Consider the following 17,916-nt stretch of genomic DNA (forward strand, 5'->3'; position numbering starts at 1 on the left):
CTTCGACGACGACATAAAAACCCTCTTTCAGTCCGGTGGTTTTCAGGTTTTGAGTGCCTGCAATCTCGGAATTGCGCGCCGAAACAGTCAATACTCCGCCGGCCGCCATCGCGTCACGCGCGTTGATGCAAAGGTTCATGAAGAGTTGATTCAGCTGGGTGCTGTCGCCTGAAACGGGCCACAGGTTCGCCGCCACCTCGTCGACAAGCTGTATCGATTTTGGAAGAGTCTCGCCGAGGATCTTTTCCACGTCCCTTAGAAGATGCCGGACCTGCAGCGTTCCGCGGCGGCTTTCGATACCGCGTGCGAACGCTAACACCTGTTTTACCAGGTCTGCCCCACGGCGCGTGCTCAATTCCAGCGTTTCCAGAGTCTGGCGGTCGCGTTCATCCCGGCTCCGTTCGCGGAGCAGTTGCGTTCCCATCAGGATGGGGGCAAGGATATTGTTCAAATCGTGCGCAATTCCGCTGGCAAGCGTCCCAATAGTCTCAACCCGCTGCGAGCGCATTAACTGCGCCTCGATTTTCTTCTTTTCGGTCACGTCATTTGCCAGAATCAGCTTGGCGTCCCTGCCCGAGAAGACGAAGCCGTGAGATGCGATTTCGACCTCTATCCTCGTTCCATCTTTTTTCTTGTGTTGCTGAGTGGAGCCGCCCTCGATCGTCTCCCGGATATCCGGTACGGTCATCTGGAGAAATTCTGTTCGATCGTATCCGTAGGCTTCCACCGCGGCGTCGTTGACTGCAAGGAAGCCAAGCGTTTGCGCGTCGTAAACCCACATCGGGTGCGGATTATTTTCGAACAACAGACGGTAGCGCTCCTCGGAGGCGCGCAAAGCTTCCTCGGCGTTTTTCCGTTCGCTGACGTCGCTCAGAATGCCGTCGATTCGAACCAGCTTTCCGACGTGATCAATGACGGGTTTCAGCCTGGCTTCAATCCAGCGGACGGTTCCGTCGCGATGCACGGCACGGAACTGCTCTTGAACAGACTTTCCGACCCTCAAGCTGGATACGACATCGCTGAATCCGGCCAGGTCGTGTTCGAAAACGCACTTCTCCCAGAGCCGCGCGTCATCCAGAAAAGCCCTCGATGGCCAGCCCGAAATTCGCTCGCAGGACGGAGAAATCTGCAGCAGCCTGTTCTGGACGGCGTCGAGTGAGATAAAGACATCATCCAGGTTGTCGAAGAGGTTGTGAAGCTGGGTGGACGCGAGCGCCAGTTGCTGCTCGGTCTTTCGCCGCCGCTTCCGTTCCTCGGCGTCCCGCATGACCCTCTGGACTGCCGGAACGAGACGGGCGAATCGATGTTTGAGCACATAGTCCGTCGCGCCGCTCAAGAGGCTGTCGATGGCGGCTTCTTCGCCGATGGTCCCGGAAACAAAAATGAAGGGGATGTCGGGATATCTCTCCCGGACGATTTCCAGCGCGGCCATCCCGTTGAATGCGGGGAGACTCAGGTCGCTGATCACCAGGTCGAACTCGCGTTCCTGCAGGGCTGTGACGAAGCCGCTCTTCGTGTCGACTCGCAGTATGTCGCATTGAAGCCCGGCTTCTCTCAGGTTCACCTGCAGGAATTCGCCATCGAGGGGATCGTCTTCAAGGTGGAGAATCCGCAGAGCTGCTGCGGCTGGTCTTTCAGATTTCATTGGATCAACCTTCCGGAAATGACGGGGAAAGATGCGAAGACGCCGGATATCATCCGGATATCAGCGGGGGTGGAAATCCGTTCCCATTCAGAAGCTGTCATGCGTCCTTGCCTCGCGCACGTCTACCACGGGCGCCAGTCGCCCCGACAGTAAACGTTGAATTCACGCCCAACGGTCACATCCTTGTTCCCCGGGCAGCAGCTCCCTCAATAGTTCAACAGGACAATATAAGTATCTAAAACTGCACTCGAATGCTGTCAGGGTAAGAGGAGGGCAAACGTTTTGCAAGGCTTTTTGTCAAGAAGTCATTTGCCTCTGTGACAGTCATGTCACAGTGCAGGCTTCAGCCCTTGGCTGGAAATCCGCAGACTTGATGACTGCCCCCACTTGTCAGAGCGGCCCCTGTTGCACACGCACCCTGGGGGCCTACAATATTCTTATGGCTAATCTCTCGCGTGCATATTCCGAGAACGTTCAGGGCAACTTTTTCGTCGATGACACCTGCATCGACTGCGATCTGTGCCGGCAGATTGCTCCGTCGGTCTTCCAGGACGAGGGCGATCATTCGGCGGTTTACCATCAGCCGGGCTCTCCGTCCGAGACACAAAGGGCAGCCATGGCGCTGGTGGCCTGTCCGACCGGATCGATTGGCACTCATGAAAAGCTGGATATCCGGGCTGCTGCGGCTTCTTATCCCGAACGGATCGACGAAAACGTTTATTTTTGCGGGTACGCGTCACCCAATTCCTACGGGGCGGCGTCTTATATGATTACGCGGCCTGAAGGGAACGTCCTCGTCGACTGCCCGCGTTACGCCAAAACACTGGTACGGCGGATTGAGGAAATGGGCGGAATTTCGCTCATTTTGTTCTCGCACCGGGATGACGTTGCGGATCACCGGAAATTTCACGAGCACTTCGGGTGTCCGCGGATCATTCATCGTGCGGATGCGGACGGAATCGAGACGGAGCAGGTCCTGGATGGGCAGGAGCCGGTGGCGCTCGACAAGGATCTCCTGGTGATTCCGGTGCCGGGGCATACCCGGGGTCACGTGGTGCTGCTCTACAAAAACAAGTTTCTGTTCACCGGCGACCACCTGGCGTGGTCGGATAACCGGGGTGGATTGATCGCCTTCCGCGACGTTGCATGGTACTCTTGGCCCGAACAGACAAAATCGATGAAGCGTTTACTCGACTACGAGTTCGAGTGGGTGCTTCCCGGCCACGGCCGCCGGGCGCATCAACCTCGCGACGTCATGCGGCGCAAGTTGATCGACTGCATCAGCTGGATGGAGAAAACACATTGAAGCCAATCACAAAAGTTGCTGCGAGCACTGCGCTCGCGCTGTTGCTGCTCGTGACCGCGGCGGCGGCGCAGACGGTGAAGTTCACGGACCACAAACTGAAGAACGGCTTGCGCGTCATTCTGTCGGAAGATCATTCCGCGCCGACCTACTCCATCTCGGTTACCTATAACGCCGGATCCCGCGACGAACGGGATGGCCGGACCGGTTTCGCGCACCTGTTCGAGCACATGATGTTTCAAGGCTCGGAAAACGTCGGCAAGGGCGAACACTTCGTGCTGATCGAAAACAACGGCGGCGGAATGAACGGTTCCACCACCGCGGATCGAACCGAATATCACGAAACGCTGCCCGCCAATCAGCTGGATCTCGGCCTGTTCCTCGAAGCGGACCGCATGAAATCGCTCGCCATCACGCAGGCGAATCTGGATAACCAGCGCGAAACTGTCAAAGAAGAAAAGCGCCAGCGGCACGACAACCAGCCTTACGGCCAGACCTTCGATACGCTGTTCGAAACCGCATACGATAATTTCGCGTACAAGCACTCAACCATCGGTTCGATGGACGATCTGAATGCCGCCTCCACAAAGGATGTCACGCAGTTCTTTAAAACCTATTACGCTCCGAACAATGCCGTGCTCGTCCTGGTCGGAGATTTCAAAAGCAGCGACGCGCTCGCCAAAGTGGAAAAATACTTCGGCAGCATTCCGTCACAGCCGGCGCCGCCAGTTCCCGACATGAGCGAACCGAAGCAGACGGCGGAACGGCGAAAAACGCTGGAAGACCCGCTGGCGCAGCTCACCCGCATCGATATGGGCTGGAAAATTCCGCCCGGGAATACGCCCGACTTCTTTGCAATGTACGTGCTGGGCGAGATCCTTTCCACCGGGCAATCGTCCCGCTTTTATCAAACGCTCGTGCGAGACAAACAGGTTGCCGTCCAGGAAGGCGCCGGTCCCGACGAACGCCGGGGGCCCTCCTTATTTATTGTCGACCTGGTTGTGACGCCGGGTAAGAATCCGCAGGAAGCCGAGAAGCTGGTGTACGAGGAACTCGAGAAAGTGAAGAGCGGAGGCGTCACCGATGACGAGCTTCAAAAGGTCCGCATGGAAGTGAAGCGCGGCAAGGTCGAACAGCTGGAAGGCACATTGTTCCGCGCCGAACAACTCGGTGTGAATGCCGTGTTCTATGGCGATCCCAATGTGATCAACACAGGAAATGACAAACTGATGGCTGTGACGAAAGACCAGATCCAGAAGGCCGCGCGCACCTATCTGACCGATGCCAACCGTACGGTGTTGCTCACCGTACCGAAAACTCAGGCTGGCGGTGCAAAGTGAAAAAGCGGACGCTTCTCGCACTGATTTCCGCTTTACTGGTTCTCGGCCTTATCGGTTCGGCCTCTGCGCAGGAAGACCACTCTGCCGATCTGAGCAAAGTCGAAAGAAAGAACCGCGCCCCCGTCTCCAAAGACATATTGAAGGTCACGCTGCCGCGCGCCACGGAAACCACGCTATCCAACGGGTTGACAGTCCTGATTCTGGAGAACCACCGGCTTCCCATGATCTCGATGCAGATGTATATCAACGGCGGCGGACCTATCTACGAGCCTGCCGATATGCCGGGCCTGGCCAGCGTGACGGCGCAGATGCTGCGCGAGGGAACCAAAACCAGAAACAGCGTGCAGATCGCGGAACAGGCGGCTCTGCTCGGTGCTGAGATCGGCGCGTCTTCGAATTTCGGTTCGTCGGCGACGGTGGTCAACATTTCCGGCCTCAGCGATAACTTCGACCAATGGTTTGCGCTCGCAACGGATGTCGTGCTGAACCCCAGCTTCCCGGCTGATGAACTCAGCCGGCTCAAGCAGCGGATGAAAGCGCAGTTGCAGCAGCAGCGCGCGAATCCGAATTTCCTTTCGACCGAGAGGTTCAATCGGGCTGTCTACGGCTCGCATCCGGCCGCGGTGGTGTCCGCCACCAATGCATCCATCGATGCGATCACGCCGGCAATGCTCCAAAAATGGCATGACGAACGCTACGCGCCGCAGAACTCCATTCTCGGTATCGCGGGCGACGTCAAGGCCGCGGAGATTGTTCCGAAACTGGAAAGGGCCTTTGGCGGCTGGAAGAAGACCGGCCTGAAGGAAGTGTTGCCTGAAAACCCGAGGCCGGTTCCTTCGAAAAGAGTCTTTCTTGTGGATCGCCCGAACTCGGTGCAGACCACGGTCGTGTTGGGCAATATTGCGATCGACCGCCGCGATCCGGATTATGTCGCGCTCAGCGTCGCGAATCACATTCTTGGCGGCGGCACCACCGGGCGGCTGTTTTTGAATCTCCGCGAAGAGAAGGGATATACCTACGGCGTCTACAGCTCTCTCACCGCGCTGAAATATCCCGGGCCGTGGCGCGCGGGCGGCGATGTCCGTACCGAGGTCACCGGCGGAGCGATGACGGAGTTCTATAAGGAATTCCAGCGCCTGAGGAATGAGCCGGTTCCCGCCGGCGAACTGGATGAGGCGAAGCGCGCGATCGTTGCCTCATTCGCGCTGTCGCTCGAAAGTCCTGCCGAGCTTCTGGGGGATGAGATCGTCCGGAAGATCTACGGCTTCCCGCCGGATTACTGGGACACCTATCCAGCCAAAGTCACGGCAGTTACCGCTGACGATATCCAGCGCGTCGCGAGGAAATACCTCAACCCGGATAACATGCAGGTCGTGGCCGTAGGCGATGTCGGGAAGATCAAATCGGTGATGGAGATGTACGGCCCGGTAGAGGTCTATGATGCGGATGGGAAGAAAGTCGGGAACTGATCAGCCGCAGATGACGCGGATGACGCAGATGGGGCTCAATCGAATGCGTCCCCATCTGCGTCATCCGCGTCATCTGCGGCTAATTTCTTCGTAGAAACCACGTTTACTCTCGCCCTGTCTGTTCGAGAAGCATTCTGAAGGTGCCGTCGCCGGCACTGAACAAAACATGGAGCATCAAATGGTTCGAGTCCGTCTTTCGCGTTTTGTGCTGGTTGTATTGCTTCTTGCGTCCGCAATCTCCGCCCTGCAGGCCCAAGGCAAAATCACGACTCCGAAAGAGCAATTCGGGTTCAATATCGGCGACGATTACGTGCTCGTCAATTACACGCAGTATGAGACGTACCTGAAGAAGCTCGGCCAGGAATCGAACCGGCTCGCGGTCCTGCCGATCGGGAAATCTTCCGAAGGGCGCACGATGTATGCCGGTATCATCTCGTCTCCCGAAAACCTGAAGAAGCTGGACCGCTTGAAGCGATTGCCGGCCGTCTGTCCCGCTCCGAAGGCTTGAGCGATGAACAGGCACACGCGCTCGCCGCGGAAGGAAAGTCGGTCATCTGGATCGACGGCGGCCTCCACGCCACGGAAGTGCTCGGCGCACAGCAGCTCATCGAGCTGCAGTATCAGATGGACACCCGCAACGATCCGGAGACGATGCGGTTTCTCAACGACGATATTCTGATCACCTGCCTCGTCAACCCCGACGGCATGGAGCTGGTCTCCAACTGGTACATGCGCGATCCCGACCCTGAGAAGCGATCCACGGCCAATGTGCCGGTTCTCTACAACAAGTACGCCGGTCACGACGACAATCGCGACTTTTACATGGTGAACCTTTCCGAGTCGGATGCCATCAACCGCATCCTGTACCGCGAGTTCTACCCCGTCATCATGTATAACCATCACCAGACCGGCCCCGCCGGCACGGTGATGTTCTCGCCTCCGTTCCGCGATCCGTTCAACTTCAATTTCGATCCGCTCATCGTTTCGGAACTGGACGAAGTGGCGGCGGCGATGCACAGCCGCTTCATTGCGGAAGACAAACCGGGCGTGACCATGCGTTCAGGCGCCACATACTCGACCTGGTACAACGGCGGGCTGCGGACCTCGACTTATTTTCACAACATCATCGGAATTCTGACGGAAGCGATCGGCAATCCGACTCCGCAGGAAATCCCGCTGGTCTTCCGCCAGCAGCTGCCGCGCCAGGATCTGATGTACCCGATCGCGCCGCAGCTCTGGCATTTCCGCCAGTCGATCGAATACTCGATCACGGCGGATCGCGCCATTCTGGACTATGCGTCCCGGCATAAGGACCAGCTCCTCTTCAATCAATATTTGATGGGAAAGAATTCTATCGAACGCGGAAACCGCGATTCGTGGACCATCAGCCCGCACCGTCTCGATGCCGTCGAGACGGCCGCGAATGACGAACGGCAGCAGGAGCAGAGAGGCGGACAACGTCAACCGGTTGCTGAATTCCGGCGAGGATGTCTATTGGGTGAAGAATGCGTTTACCGCGGCCGGCAGGAAGTGGCCCGCCGGGACAGACTTCATTCCGGCCAAAGCGTCGACGCTGCCGAAGCTGCGGAAGCTTGCGGCGGGGGTCGGCTTGAATTTCGAAGCTGTTCCGGTAAAGCCGCCGGGAGAAGCCCTGATGCTCAGGCCTCCGCGCATCGGCCTGGTGGACCGCTACGGCGGCTCGATGTCTTCCGGATGGATCCGCTACGAACTCGAGAAGTTCGAATTCGCATTCACTCAAGTGTTCCCGCCGGTTCTGGATCAGGGTGGTCTGTCACAGAAATTCGATGTGCTTATCGTGCCGAGCGATCTCGCGCTGTCGGGAGCGGCCGCGCCCGCAGGCGGAGGCGACGTGCCCGCGGCCGCCGCAGTGAACAACCGGGGCGATATCCCCGAAGAATATCGTGACCGTGTGGGGACGATGAGCAACGCCAGGACTGTTCCGCAATTGAAAAAGTTCATGGAAGAGGGCGGCACTGTCGTCACGATCGGGAACGCGACGAGCCTTGCCATGCAATTGGGTCTGCCGGTTTCGAGCGCTCTCGTGGACCAGTCGCCCGATGGCAGGGAGACCGCGCTGCCGGCAACGAAGTTCTACGTTCCGGGTTCCGTGCTCCAGGCGGCCGTGGATAACACGAATCCACTCGCGTTCGGGATGAGCGACAAGGTCGACTTCTTCTTTGAAAATGATCCGTCATTCAAACTGAAGCCCGATGCGCTCGCCAAGGGCGTGAAGCCGGTTTCGTGGTTTGACTCGGACCAGCCGCTGCGGAGCGGCTGGGGCTGGGGGCAGGGCTACCTTAAGGATTCCGTGGCCGTCGTGGCCGCGCAGGTCGGCAAAGGCAAGCTGTTTATGTACGGGCCCGAAATTACGTACCGGGGACAGCCCCACGGCACGTTCAAGTTCCTGTTCAACGGCATCTATTACGGCCGGACGGAGACGGTGAACCTCAGCGTAAATTGAGTATCTGGTGCTAAACTGGGCGCGTTATGGTTGGGTCGCTGGTCTTCTCCCTTCTGCTTTCCTGGGTCCAGGTCAGCTCGGATACCTACATCGTCAAATCCTCCGCGGGTGTGGACAAGGCGAAACAGGTTCTTCAGCAGCTCGAAGCCTTTCACCAGCTTCTCGGGACAGTCGCTTTTCCGCACGCTGAACTGCCGGAATTACCGATCGAGGTCCTTCTGGTGGGAGACGACGCGACGCTGAAGCAGCTTGAGCCGGAATACAACGGAAAGAAGGTTCAAGTCGCAGGCTTTTATCAGCGCGGCGAAGACCGGGATTTCATTGTCCTGTCCGGGCATGCCGGCGGACTGACGAGCGTCGTCTATCACGAGCTCACGCACTACTTTCTTTCGCGCGGCCTGGCCAGCAGACCCACCTGGTTGAATGAAGGCCTCGCGGAATATTTCGCCACCGCGGAGATTCGCGATGGCGAAGTTACGCTCGGCGAAATTCCCCAGGATCGCCTTCAGCGTTTGCGAACCCTCCCGCTTATTCCTCTGAAAGACTTATTCGCCGTCGATACGAGTTCGCCGTACTACAACGAGTCTTCGAAAGCCGGCATCTTCTATGCGGAAGCCTGGGCCTTCGTCCATTACCTGATGCATGGCGAGCACGCGGCGCAATTCAAGCAGTACCTCGACGCGATGGCGAAGGGCGATGCGAATCTGTTGCGCTTCCTGAACACCAGCGAGCGCGACCTGGAATTCGGATTTCAGAACTACGTGCGGGTCAGCATGCAATTGTCTTCGCGCCAAGTGATCAAGCTCTCACACGACGGCTGGTCGATGGACGTTCAAGCCATCGGGAACACGGATGCCGAAATGTCTATGGCCGAAATCTTTCTGGCGAACGGCAGATTGCCGGAAGCGCGCCGGCACCTGGAGAGTCTCGCGAACCTGGCGCCCGATTCCGGCCGTGTTTCCTATTACCGGGGAGTTCTCGCGCGGTTGTCCGGCGAAGCCGGAGCGCGGGAGCTTTTCGTCGATGCCCTGCTGGATCCGTTTCTAGGTCCGCGAGCCGCCGTGCAGCTGGTCGAGCTGGGCGACTGGCATATTCCGGCGGTCAAAGACATTCTGGAAGAGGCTGCCGCGATGAACACGCGCAACCCCCGTGTGTATCTCGCATTGGCGACGATCGATACAGACGAGATCCGGGAATTGCAGGAAACCGTCAAGGCGAAGCAGCGGGCGGCGGCGGCGGAAGCGCCTGCTCCCCCGCGAGCCGCGGTTCCCGAGCCTGCAACCGTGAACTGGCGGAAGTACGTCGAGGGCAGCGCAGATCACGTTCGCTACCAGGTCTTATCCGCTTCGGAGCGGCATCCGGAGTTGAGAGCCGTCGTGCCGCCGTATTATCCCGCCGAACTCGCCGATCAGAAGTTATCGGGAGAAGTTGTGGTCGATGTCCAGATAACGGAGGACGGCAAGGCCGGCGGCGTCTGGCTCGTCTCGGCAACGCCGGAACTGTTCGGCACGCTGGCGACCGCCGCCATTCGCGAGTGGGAGTTCGAGCCTGTCGCCGAGAAAGTCCGCGTCATTGTGCAATTCAAGTAGCCGCCTGGCCCCACAGATGAAGCTTATTCACAACGCTTGTGAATATAGATGATTTCGTGAATATTGGAGACCTCGCTAAATCTCATGCCCTCGATCTTGCCCGGATGTTGAACGCGGTTGAGGATCACGCAGCCGACGGCGATACTGGCCGCGTGATCCTCACCGCCCGTTCATATCTGCGCTTCGGGCTGGATCAGCGATACGTCGAGCGGCTGACCCGTGTGAAGCCGATAGGCGTCGGCGCCTTTCTGAACGATTTGGAGCAGAATCTGGCCGATCGCAAGGCTCTGTCCGGATTGTCCTTTCAATTGCTCCTCCGCGAGCGACAGAGTGAGTTGCAGAATTTGCAGAATCAGGTCGGTCATTGGGCCCCCTCGAACCCGCGCAACGCGTTACTCAGGTCGAGCAGGTTCTGGTTGAGTTGGTTGAAGGAGTCGGTCGACGGAACGTTTAATTGAGGCTGCGCGCTATCGCGCTGGCGCTCCGCGGTCGTGACGGCGCCGCGATACGTCAACCAGGCGGCGCGCGCCACGGTGTAACTGCGGACGAGCGTGTTGAATGCCGCCTTGGTGCTGTCGGGCAGAATTCCGGCCTGATAGTCGGCCCGAGCGTTGTCGATCGCGGTTTCTGCGAAGGCCGCGCTAGCCGTGGGCGGCAGTTGCAGGGAGCATTTCTGTTCATAATTGAAGATTGTTCACGTTCCGTGAACAACAATAAAACATGAACGTCAAATTTCAACTGTCTCGTACTTCAGGTACGGGATAGTTGGAACTGGCTTGCAACTCAGGTTGGCGCTATCTAACCTATTCGTACCTCAAGTAAGGGAAAGTTGGAAATGGTGCTCCATCTCGGTAGGCCGTGTTGCCTGCTTTAACCTTGGGTGTGCGTTACTTCACTGCTGCGCGGGCGCTTTTGTGCAGAGGCAGGCGGACAATGAAGGTCGAGCCCTGGTCGTCGCCGGAGCTGAGCGCCTCAACCGTGCCTCCGTGGGATTCGACCAGATGCCGGACGATGGCGAGTCCGAGCCCCAGACCTCCATGCGGCCGGGTTCGAGAGGTGTCCGCCTGGCGGAACTTATCGAAGACGTGCGGCAGGAAAGCCGCCTCGATGCCGATGCCTGTGTCGTTGATGCGCACTTCGGCATGGCCCGTGTCTTCCTTCAACATGACTCCGATCCGCCCCTTGTTGGGTGTGAACTTTACGGCGTTTGCCAGGAGATTCCAGAACACCTGCTGCAGGCGGTCCGCATCGCCTGAAAGCCCGCCGGACAGCGATTCGAATCGCGTTTCGATACGAATGCCTTTGGCCTGGCTCGCGGGGCTGACTGTCTCAACGGCAGCGTGAATAATCACTGGAAGATCGACAGGCTCGATATTCAATCGCAACTTTCCGTTGAGGGCGCGCGACACGTCCAGAAGATCATCGACGATCCTGGCTTGAGTTTTTGCATTCCGCTCGATGAGCTCCAGCGCCTTGGTGACGACGGCCGGGTCCTGCGGTTCGGTGCGCATCATGTAAACGCCGCCCAGAATCGGCGTCAATGGAGTCCGCAATTCATGCGACACGATGGCGACGAACTCATCCTTCAAACGATTTGCCAGTTGCATCTCGTGGAACATTCGCGCGTTCTCGAGTGCCAGTCCCGCCCGCCTGCCCAGCTCGTCAAAGAGATGAAGATCCTCGTCATCGAATGCTCCCGGCTTTGCGCAACTGACCGCGAGCGCCCCGCAGACCTCATTCCCGGCGATGATGGGCGAAATCACGCGCGAAACCGGCGAGGCGGTGATGCAGGATTCGCCCGTGGCCAGCACACTGTTCACTTCGGCGTCCAGCGGGCCGGCTGGTGCGAGTGGCAGTTTACAAGCCGTAGCGATGCGGCGTACCTGGCCGCCTTCCCGTAAAAAAACGACACAGGTATCCGCGAGTTTCGCCGCGATGAATTCCGCGACCTCCGGCAACGTCTTTTCGCACTCCAGAGAAGCGGCCAGGATTTTGCTGCATTCGGCAATCGAGCGGACCCGTTCCTCCGCCCGCCGCCTTTCGGAAAGATCCATGGCGAGACAGAGAGTTTCAAGCGCTTCCGGCGCGGCGTTTATGGCCACCCCGGTCATCAGTGCCGGGACACGGCTTCCGTCTTTTCTGAAAAACTCCTTTTCGTAGGGCGCAAAAACGCCCGCCGCCTCAAGTTCGCTGCGGGCTTCGGCATCGGCCGCGTCGCATTCCGGGGGAGTCATCTGGTGCCAGTTCAGCTGCCGTGTGACGAGGTCGGTGCGGCTATGGCCCACCATCCTGAGGAAAACATCGTTCGCTTCGGTGACGACGCCGCCTTCGACGACGATGACCCCGATGATGTTCGAGTCGATGATCCGGCGAAAGCGCTCCTCGCTTGCCCGAAGCGCTTCTTCCATTCGATGACGGGAGGTGATGTCCCGCGAGATCATGGTCAGGCCGCCGCTCTCGCTGGGATACGCCTGATGCTCGAACCAGCGGTTGATCCCGGTGTGAAAATGCTCGAACCGCCGCGCCGCCGCGTCGCTGAAAGCAGCCTTGATTTTGGCCTGGAATTGGTCGTCGCGGGCTTCGAGCAGCTGCGCCGCTTTCTCGTTCACGAAGGCAACTTCTCCGCCGGCCCCGAATACGCCTACGCCATCGTTGATTTTCCCGAGCACATCCGCGAGGTTTGGGAAAGATGACATGGAGCCACGCACTATATTGGCGTGATTCGAATTTCGCAATTGGAATGTGTTATCTTACTCGACTCCATGAAGTGGGAAAACAAGGCCCGGCTGCGCTGGCGTGAACTTCAAATGATCGCGCGCGGACTGGCTTCAACCAGGCACGTACTCCTGGCTCATATCATTCCTACCCGGAAGTGCAACCTGGCCTGCGGCTATTGCAACGAGTACGACGATTTTTCGGCTCCCGTACCCACGGACGAAATGATCCGGCGCATCGACAGGCTGGCTTACCTGAAGACCGCCATCGTCACGATCAGCGGCGGAGAACCGCTCCTCCATCCCGAAATCGAGAAGCTGATTCAGCGGATCCGGCAGCACGGCATAATTGCCGGCATGATCACCAACGGATACCTCCTGACGCCGAACAAGATCAAGGCTTTGAACGAGGCCGGGTTGGACCATCTTCAGATCAGTATCGACAACATTCAGCCGGACGATGTCTCGCTGAAGAGCCTCAAGGTTCTCGACAAAAAGCTCGAGTACCTCGCCGAGTTCGCCGACTTTGCCGTGAATATCAATTCCGTCATCGGAGGCGGTATCAAGAACCCCGAAGACGCCGTCACGATCACCAACCGCGCGCTGGCCCTGGGTTTCGCAAGCTCGCTCGGCATCATTCATGACGGCAGCGGTTCCATGAAGCCTCTGAATAAGCGTGAAGAGCGCGTGTACCGCGAGATCAAACAATACGGCCAGCAAAGCTACAGCCGGTTCAATTCCTGGTTTCAGGAAAACCTCGCGCGAGGAGAACCGAATGACTGGCGCTGCCGCGCCGGCGCCCGCTATCTGTATATTTGTGAAGACGGCCTGGTTCACTATTGCTCGCAACAGCGAGGCCATCCGGGAATTCCGCTGGAACAGTACAGCTTCGCCGATATCGCGCGCGAGTATGGCGCCAGGAAGTCCTGCGCGCCGCATTGTACCGTTGGGTGCGTGCAAAAGATTTCAGTGATCGATCATTGGCGAGATCCTCAGGACGAACGCGCTTCCGATGTACCACTCCATGTTGGCTAGCGAATTGCAAGCCCAACACGATGACTATTTCGTGTTACCCCCGCTCCGAAGCACAACTCCGCGCGATTGTTAACCTGCTGACCACGGCCGGGTTGTTCGACCAGTATGACGAGCAAGCCCACGGCGAAAGCATTCTGCTGTCTGTACATACGCGGACTCTCGAGGAACGCGAGCGCGTCCAGGAGATTCTCGAACAGGCTGGTATTTCCGGCATCTCATACACCGGCGAGAGCGCCGCTTAACCAAACACTTTCGGCTCGGTCCCGTCTCTAATCGTCCCTGTTCTCCCGGCTGCCGCTATACGCGCGACCTAATTTTCCCCGCGTGATCATGGAATTGTTCTGCCACTACACCCCCAGAATGTGATAGCCCCCGTCGACGTAGATCACTTCGCCGGAGATGCCGCGGGACAGAGGACTGATCAGGAAAAGCGCGGCGTCGCCGACTTCGTCGATATCGACGGCTTTACGCAGCGGTGCGCGTTCGGTGTGCAGTTTGATCATGTTGGAGATGCCGCCGACGGCCGAAGAAGCCAGGGTTTTGATTGGTCCGGCAGAGACGGCATTCACCCGGATGCCGTGCGGGCCCAGATCATTCGCCAGATACCGGACCGAGGCTTCCAGCGCCGCCTTCGCGACGCCCATGACGTTGTAATTCTGGACGACACGCTCGGCGCCGAGATACGTCAGCGTGACGATTCCGGCCTGACGCTCCTTCATCAAGGGCAGGGCCGCACGCGAGACGGCAACGAGCGAATAAGCGCTGACGTCGAGGGCCAGCCGGAAGTCGTCTCGTTTCGTGTCCGCATACATGCCGTCCAGCGCTTCCCTGGGAGCAAACGCCAGGGCATGGACCAGAAAATCCAGGTGTCCGACTTCCTCGCCGATCCGGCTCATGAGAGCCGCGATCTGCTCGTCGCTTGAGACGTCGCAGGGCAGCAGCAGAGGATTCGTCAAGTGGGGCGCCAGATCCCGCACATTCTCGCCAAGTCGTTCACTTTGATAGGTTAAGATGAGGCGGGCGCCCGCCTTGTTTGCCGCATTGGCAATGCCCCATGCGATACTACGCTTATTGGCAACGCCCATCACCAAGCCGGTTTTGCCTTCCAGAAGCTGTGTCATAAGGTTGGTTACATTAGCATAAAAGGGTGCCGGCCCCCTCGTTGCAACGCGAGTCCTGAGTTGAACCCGCATTATTGTCATGCTACAATCACCTACCGATCGGTCGGTAGGTTCTTTATTTATGGACAAGCTTCCGACATTTACATTCTCGATTCTGGTGGAAAACCGTTTCGGGGTTTTATTCAACATCACAGGACTATTCAGTTCGCGGGGATACAACATCGAGCGCTTGATGGTGGTTCCGGATTCGGAACCCGGTCTCTCGCGCATCACGATGGCTGCGCGTTGCAGCCCGGCTCTCGCAGAACAGATCGTAAAACAACTTCACAAGCAGATTGATGTCATCTCGGTTGAGGTGACCGACAAGGAGATTTCATGGCCAACGTCTATTATGAAAAGCACGGCAACCCCAGCCTGATCAAATCCAAGCGAGTCGCAGTCATCGGCTACGGCAGCCAGGGGCATGCGCACGCCTTGAACATGCGCGACAGCGGCGTCGATGTCACGATCGCGACATACGCCGGCAGCCCCTCCGCCGCGCGCGCGAAGGAAGACGGGTTGCCCGTGGCAGCGATTGAGCAGGCTGTCCAGAATGCAGACGTGATCATGATTCTCATTCCGGATGAGAAGCAGCGGGCGGTGTACCAGGCGTCGATCGAGCCCCATCTGCGCAAGGGCCAGACCCTGATGTTTGCTCATGGTTTCAACATTCATTTCGGCCGGATCACGCCGCCTCCGTTTGTCGACGTCACGATGATTGCTCCCAAAGCGCCGGGGCATCGTATGCGCGAGCTGTTTGTCGAAGGTGTCGGCGTGCCGGGTCTTCTTGCCGTTCACCAGGATGCCAGCGGCCAGGCCGCACAGAACGCCCTGGCCTATGCATGGGCCACAGGCAACCTGAAAGCCGGCGTTATCGAGACGACTTTCAAGGAAGAGACCGAAAGTGATCTGTTCGGCGAGCAGTCCGTGCTTTGCGGCGGCGTCAGCGCGCTGGTGAAAATGGCGTTCGAAACCCTGGTCGAAGCCGGATACCAGCCGGAGATCGCCTACTTCGAATGCCTGCATGAGTTGAAGCTGATCGTCGACCTGTTTTACCAGGGCGGCCTGAGCTACATGCGTTATTCGGTCAGCGACACCGCCGAATACGGCGACTACACGCGAGGCCCGCGCGTCATCGACGAGCACGTCCGCGGCACGATGAAGCAGGTTCTCAAAGAAATCCAGGACGGTACATTCGCAAAACAGTGGATTGCTGAGAACGAGGCCGGCCGCCCGAACTTCAAGAAGATGCGCGAGACGGAGGCCGATCTTCAGATCGAAAAGGTCGGCAAGCAGCTGCGCGATATGATGTCGTTCCTTCAGAAACCGAAGCATAAGGCGGCGCCGGTTCCGGCTGCTGTTGGTGCGCGGGAGGAGCGATGAGCGCCCAGGCCGATGCAAAGCCTCAAGAGGAGGTCAATGCCACCTCGTCAAAGCACCCGCTGGCCGGGAAGGAAATGACCGGCGCGGACATCGTGATCCAGGTGCTTGCGGACGAAGGCGTCGACGTTCTTTTCGGTTATAGCGGCGGCGCGATCCTGCCTACCTGGGACGCGCTCGCCCGCTACAACATCGAGCAGGAATCCAGGCAACGAAAAGGCATCGAACTGGTTGTCCCTGCCAACGAGCAGGGCGCCGGTTTCATGGCGGCGGGTTTTGCGCGCGCGAGCGGGAAGGTCGGCGTTTCCATGGTGACGTCGGGCCCCGGCGCAACGAACAGCGTGACGCCGGTTCGCGACTGCATGTCGGATTCGATTCCGATGGTTCTGATCTGCGGCCAGGTTCCGCGCGCGAACATCGGTACTGACGCGTTTCAAGAGGCGCCGGTCTTCAACATCATGAGCGCTTGCTCCAAGCGCTGCTTCCTGATCCTCGATCCCGAAGAACTCGAAGCCACGGTTCGAACTGCCTTTGAACTGGCGCGGAGCGACCGGCCGGGTCCTGTCGTTCTCGACATTCCGAAAGACATTCAGAACTGGAAAGGCGTCTTCAAGGGCGAAGGCGTGCTCGAGCTCCGCGGCTACCGCGAACGCATGCAGGCGATTTACGAAAACCGGATGTCCGAAGCGAAGGCTTCAGCATTCTTCGACATGCTCAAGAAGAGCGAGCGCCCGCTGCTCTATGCCGGCGGCGGCGTCATCAAGAGCGATGCGGCGCGCGATCTCAAGCGCTTCGCCACCACCTACAACATCCCGGTGACCACCACGCTGCACGGCCTCGGCGCCTTCGACACCACGCACCCGCTGTCGCTTCATATGCTCGGCATGCATGGCACGGCGTTTGCGAACTACGCCGTGGAGGACTGCGATTTCCTGATCGCCGTCGGCGCCCGGTTCGACGACCGCGTGGCCGGCAAGGTGGCCAGCTTCGCGCCGAACGCGAAATACATTGCGCATATCGACATCGATGCGTCCGAAATCGGCAAGGTCAAGCAGGTCACCTGGTCGCACGTGGCGGATGCGCGCAGCGGCCTGCAGGATCTGTTGAACTACGGGCGCAATTTCCGCAAGGATTTCTCGGCGTGGATCGACCATATCGCCGAGCTGAAGAAAAATCATCCTCTGGACTACGATCGCGACTGCGATTTTATCCAGCCGCATTATGTCCTCGAGTGTCTGAACAAGATCATCCAGGGCGAAGCGATCATCTGCACCGGCGTCGGCCAGCATCAGATGTGGGCGGCGCAGTATCTCGACTACAAGCATCCGAAGTCGTTCCTGACGTCGGGTTCCATGGGTACCATGGGATTCGGCTTACCCGGCGCGATCGGGGCGCAGTTTGCCTGTCCGGATCGTCTCGTCATCAACATCGATGGCGACGGCAGCCTGCGGATGAATATCGGCGAGATGGAGACCGTGACGAATTACAACCTGCCGGTGAAAACGGTCCTGTTCAACAACCAGGGCGACGGAATGGTCCGCCAATGGCAGAAGATGTTTTTCGGTGAGCGATTCTGCGGCTCCGAAAAGTTCCTTCACCGGAAAGATTTCGTCAACGCAGCGCGCGCGGATGGTTTTGAATTTGCCGCCCGTATCAGCGAGAAGAGCCATGTCGAACCGCTGCTTCAGGAGTTCGTGCACTTCAATGGGCCGGCCTTCCTGGAAGTGATGATCGATCCCGATGCCTGTGTCTTTCCGATGATCGGTCCCGGCATGGGCTACAAGGAAATGGTTACGGGT

General features: G+C 58.5%; 16 protein-coding genes. 12 read left to right on the forward strand and 4 right to left on the reverse strand.

Features of this window, described 5'->3' with window-relative positions:
- Positions 1 to 1,645, reverse strand: a 1,645-nt coding sequence (locus VGK48_11700) for a PAS domain S-box protein (protein ID HEY2381833.1), incomplete at its 3' end; no start/stop codon positions are given.
- 439 nt (positions 1,646 to 2,084) lie between these two features.
- Here VGK48_11700 and VGK48_11705 point away from each other — a divergent pair.
- The 7 genes from VGK48_11705 to VGK48_11735 all read left to right on the forward strand — a co-directional run bounded on the left by VGK48_11705 (position 2,085) and on the right by VGK48_11735 (position 9,828).
- Positions 2,085 to 2,951, forward strand: coding sequence for an MBL fold metallo-hydrolase (locus VGK48_11705; GenBank protein ID HEY2381834.1), 867 nt, complete (start codon positions 2,085 to 2,087; stop codon positions 2,949 to 2,951).
- Complete coding sequence (locus tag VGK48_11710; GenBank protein HEY2381835.1) at positions 2,948 to 4,288, forward strand: pitrilysin family protein; 1,341 nt, start codon at positions 2,948 to 2,950, stop codon at positions 4,286 to 4,288. The genes VGK48_11705 and VGK48_11710 overlap by 4 nt, the downstream gene beginning before the upstream one ends.
- Positions 4,285 to 5,757, forward strand: coding sequence for a pitrilysin family protein (locus VGK48_11715; protein ID HEY2381836.1), 1,473 nt, complete (start codon positions 4,285 to 4,287; stop codon positions 5,755 to 5,757). Before VGK48_11710 ends, VGK48_11715 begins: the two co-directional genes overlap by 4 nt.
- A gap of 178 nt (positions 5,758 to 5,935) precedes the next feature.
- Positions 5,936 to 6,265, forward strand: a complete 330-nt coding sequence (locus tag VGK48_11720) for a hypothetical protein (protein ID HEY2381837.1) — start codon at positions 5,936 to 5,938, stop codon at positions 6,263 to 6,265.
- Positions 6,262 to 7,683 carry a M14 family metallopeptidase gene (locus VGK48_11725; protein HEY2381838.1) on the forward strand — a complete coding sequence of 474 codons (1,422 nt, stop codon included), beginning with the start codon at positions 6,262 to 6,264 and terminating at the stop codon, positions 7,681 to 7,683. Before VGK48_11720 ends, VGK48_11725 begins: the two co-directional genes overlap by 4 nt.
- Positions 7,628 to 8,239, forward strand: coding sequence for a hypothetical protein (locus VGK48_11730; GenBank protein ID HEY2381839.1), 612 nt, complete (start codon positions 7,628 to 7,630; stop codon positions 8,237 to 8,239). The genes VGK48_11725 and VGK48_11730 overlap by 56 nt, the downstream gene beginning before the upstream one ends.
- Before the next feature lie 26 nt (positions 8,240 to 8,265).
- Positions 8,266 to 9,828: a TonB family protein gene (locus VGK48_11735; GenBank protein ID HEY2381840.1), complete on the forward strand. Its 1,563-nt coding sequence runs from the start codon at positions 8,266 to 8,268 to the stop codon at positions 9,826 to 9,828.
- Between the two features lie 170 nt (positions 9,829 to 9,998).
- Here VGK48_11735 and VGK48_11740 read toward each other — a convergent pair whose 3' ends face one another.
- The gene (locus VGK48_11740; GenBank protein HEY2381841.1) at positions 9,999 to 10,193 is read right to left on the reverse strand and encodes a hypothetical protein; all 195 of its coding nucleotides are present in this window, start codon (positions 10,191 to 10,193) and stop codon (positions 9,999 to 10,001) included.
- Between the two features lie 522 nt (positions 10,194 to 10,715).
- Complete coding sequence (locus VGK48_11745; protein ID HEY2381842.1) at positions 10,716 to 12,524, reverse strand: ATP-binding protein; 1,809 nt, start codon at positions 12,522 to 12,524, stop codon at positions 10,716 to 10,718.
- Positions 12,525 to 12,590: 66 nt separating this feature from the next.
- Between VGK48_11745 and VGK48_11750 the strand changes: the two genes are divergently transcribed.
- Both VGK48_11750 and VGK48_11755 read left to right on the forward strand, forming a co-directional pair.
- Entirely contained in the window at positions 12,591 to 13,577 is a 987-nt protein-coding gene (locus VGK48_11750) for a radical SAM protein (protein ID HEY2381843.1), read from the forward strand.
- Between the two features lie 20 nt (positions 13,578 to 13,597).
- Positions 13,598 to 13,819 carry a hypothetical protein gene (locus tag VGK48_11755; protein ID HEY2381844.1) on the forward strand — a complete coding sequence of 74 codons (222 nt, stop codon included), beginning with the start codon at positions 13,598 to 13,600 and terminating at the stop codon, positions 13,817 to 13,819.
- A gap of 105 nt (positions 13,820 to 13,924) precedes the next feature.
- On the opposite strand, the gene VGK48_11760 is transcribed toward VGK48_11755, so the two are convergent.
- Positions 13,925 to 14,698, reverse strand: coding sequence for an enoyl-ACP reductase (locus VGK48_11760; GenBank protein HEY2381845.1), 774 nt, complete (start codon positions 14,696 to 14,698; stop codon positions 13,925 to 13,927).
- Between the two features lie 121 nt (positions 14,699 to 14,819).
- Here VGK48_11760 and ilvN point away from each other — a divergent pair, with 121 nt between their 5' ends.
- The 3 genes from ilvN to ilvB form a co-directional block, all read left to right on the forward strand.
- A complete protein-coding gene (ilvN, locus tag VGK48_11765) occupies positions 14,820 to 15,116 on the forward strand; it encodes an acetolactate synthase small subunit (protein ID HEY2381846.1) in 297 nt (98 codons plus the stop codon).
- A complete protein-coding gene (gene ilvC, locus VGK48_11770; GenBank protein HEY2381847.1) occupies positions 15,074 to 16,120 on the forward strand; it encodes a ketol-acid reductoisomerase in 1,047 nt (348 codons plus the stop codon). Before ilvN ends, ilvC begins: the two co-directional genes overlap by 43 nt.
- Positions 16,117 to 17,916, forward strand: a 1,800-nt coding sequence (gene ilvB, locus VGK48_11775; protein HEY2381848.1) for a biosynthetic-type acetolactate synthase large subunit, incomplete at its 3' end; no start/stop codon positions are given. The genes ilvC and ilvB, both read left to right, overlap by 4 nt.

Source organism: Terriglobia bacterium (assembly GCA_036496425.1).
Taxonomy (GTDB): Bacteria; Acidobacteriota; Terriglobia; order 20CM-2-55-15; family 20CM-2-55-15; genus 20CM-2-55-15.

Coding starts and splice junctions, on each gene's coding strand:
- VGK48_11740 (HEY2381841.1), bottom strand. CDS start 10,193: ATGACCGACCTGATTCTGCAAATTCTGCAACTCACTCTGTCGCTCGCG.
- VGK48_11735 (HEY2381840.1), top strand. CDS start 8,266: ATGGTTGGGTCGCTGGTCTTCTCCCTTCTGCTTTCCTGGGTCCAGGTC.
- VGK48_11750 (HEY2381843.1), top strand. CDS start 12,591: ATGAAGTGGGAAAACAAGGCCCGGCTGCGCTGGCGTGAACTTCAAATG.
- VGK48_11760 (HEY2381845.1), bottom strand. CDS start 14,698: ATGACACAGCTTCTGGAAGGCAAAACCGGCTTGGTGATGGGCGTTGCC.
- ilvC (HEY2381847.1), top strand. CDS start 15,074: ATGGCCAACGTCTATTATGAAAAGCACGGCAACCCCAGCCTGATCAAA.
- ilvN (HEY2381846.1), top strand. CDS start 14,820: ATGGACAAGCTTCCGACATTTACATTCTCGATTCTGGTGGAAAACCGT.
- VGK48_11705 (HEY2381834.1), top strand. CDS start 2,085: ATGGCTAATCTCTCGCGTGCATATTCCGAGAACGTTCAGGGCAACTTT.
- VGK48_11755 (HEY2381844.1), top strand. CDS start 13,598: ATGACTATTTCGTGTTACCCCCGCTCCGAAGCACAACTCCGCGCGATT.
- VGK48_11720 (HEY2381837.1), top strand. CDS start 5,936: ATGGTTCGAGTCCGTCTTTCGCGTTTTGTGCTGGTTGTATTGCTTCTT.
- VGK48_11745 (HEY2381842.1), bottom strand. CDS start 12,524: ATGTCATCTTTCCCAAACCTCGCGGATGTGCTCGGGAAAATCAACGAT.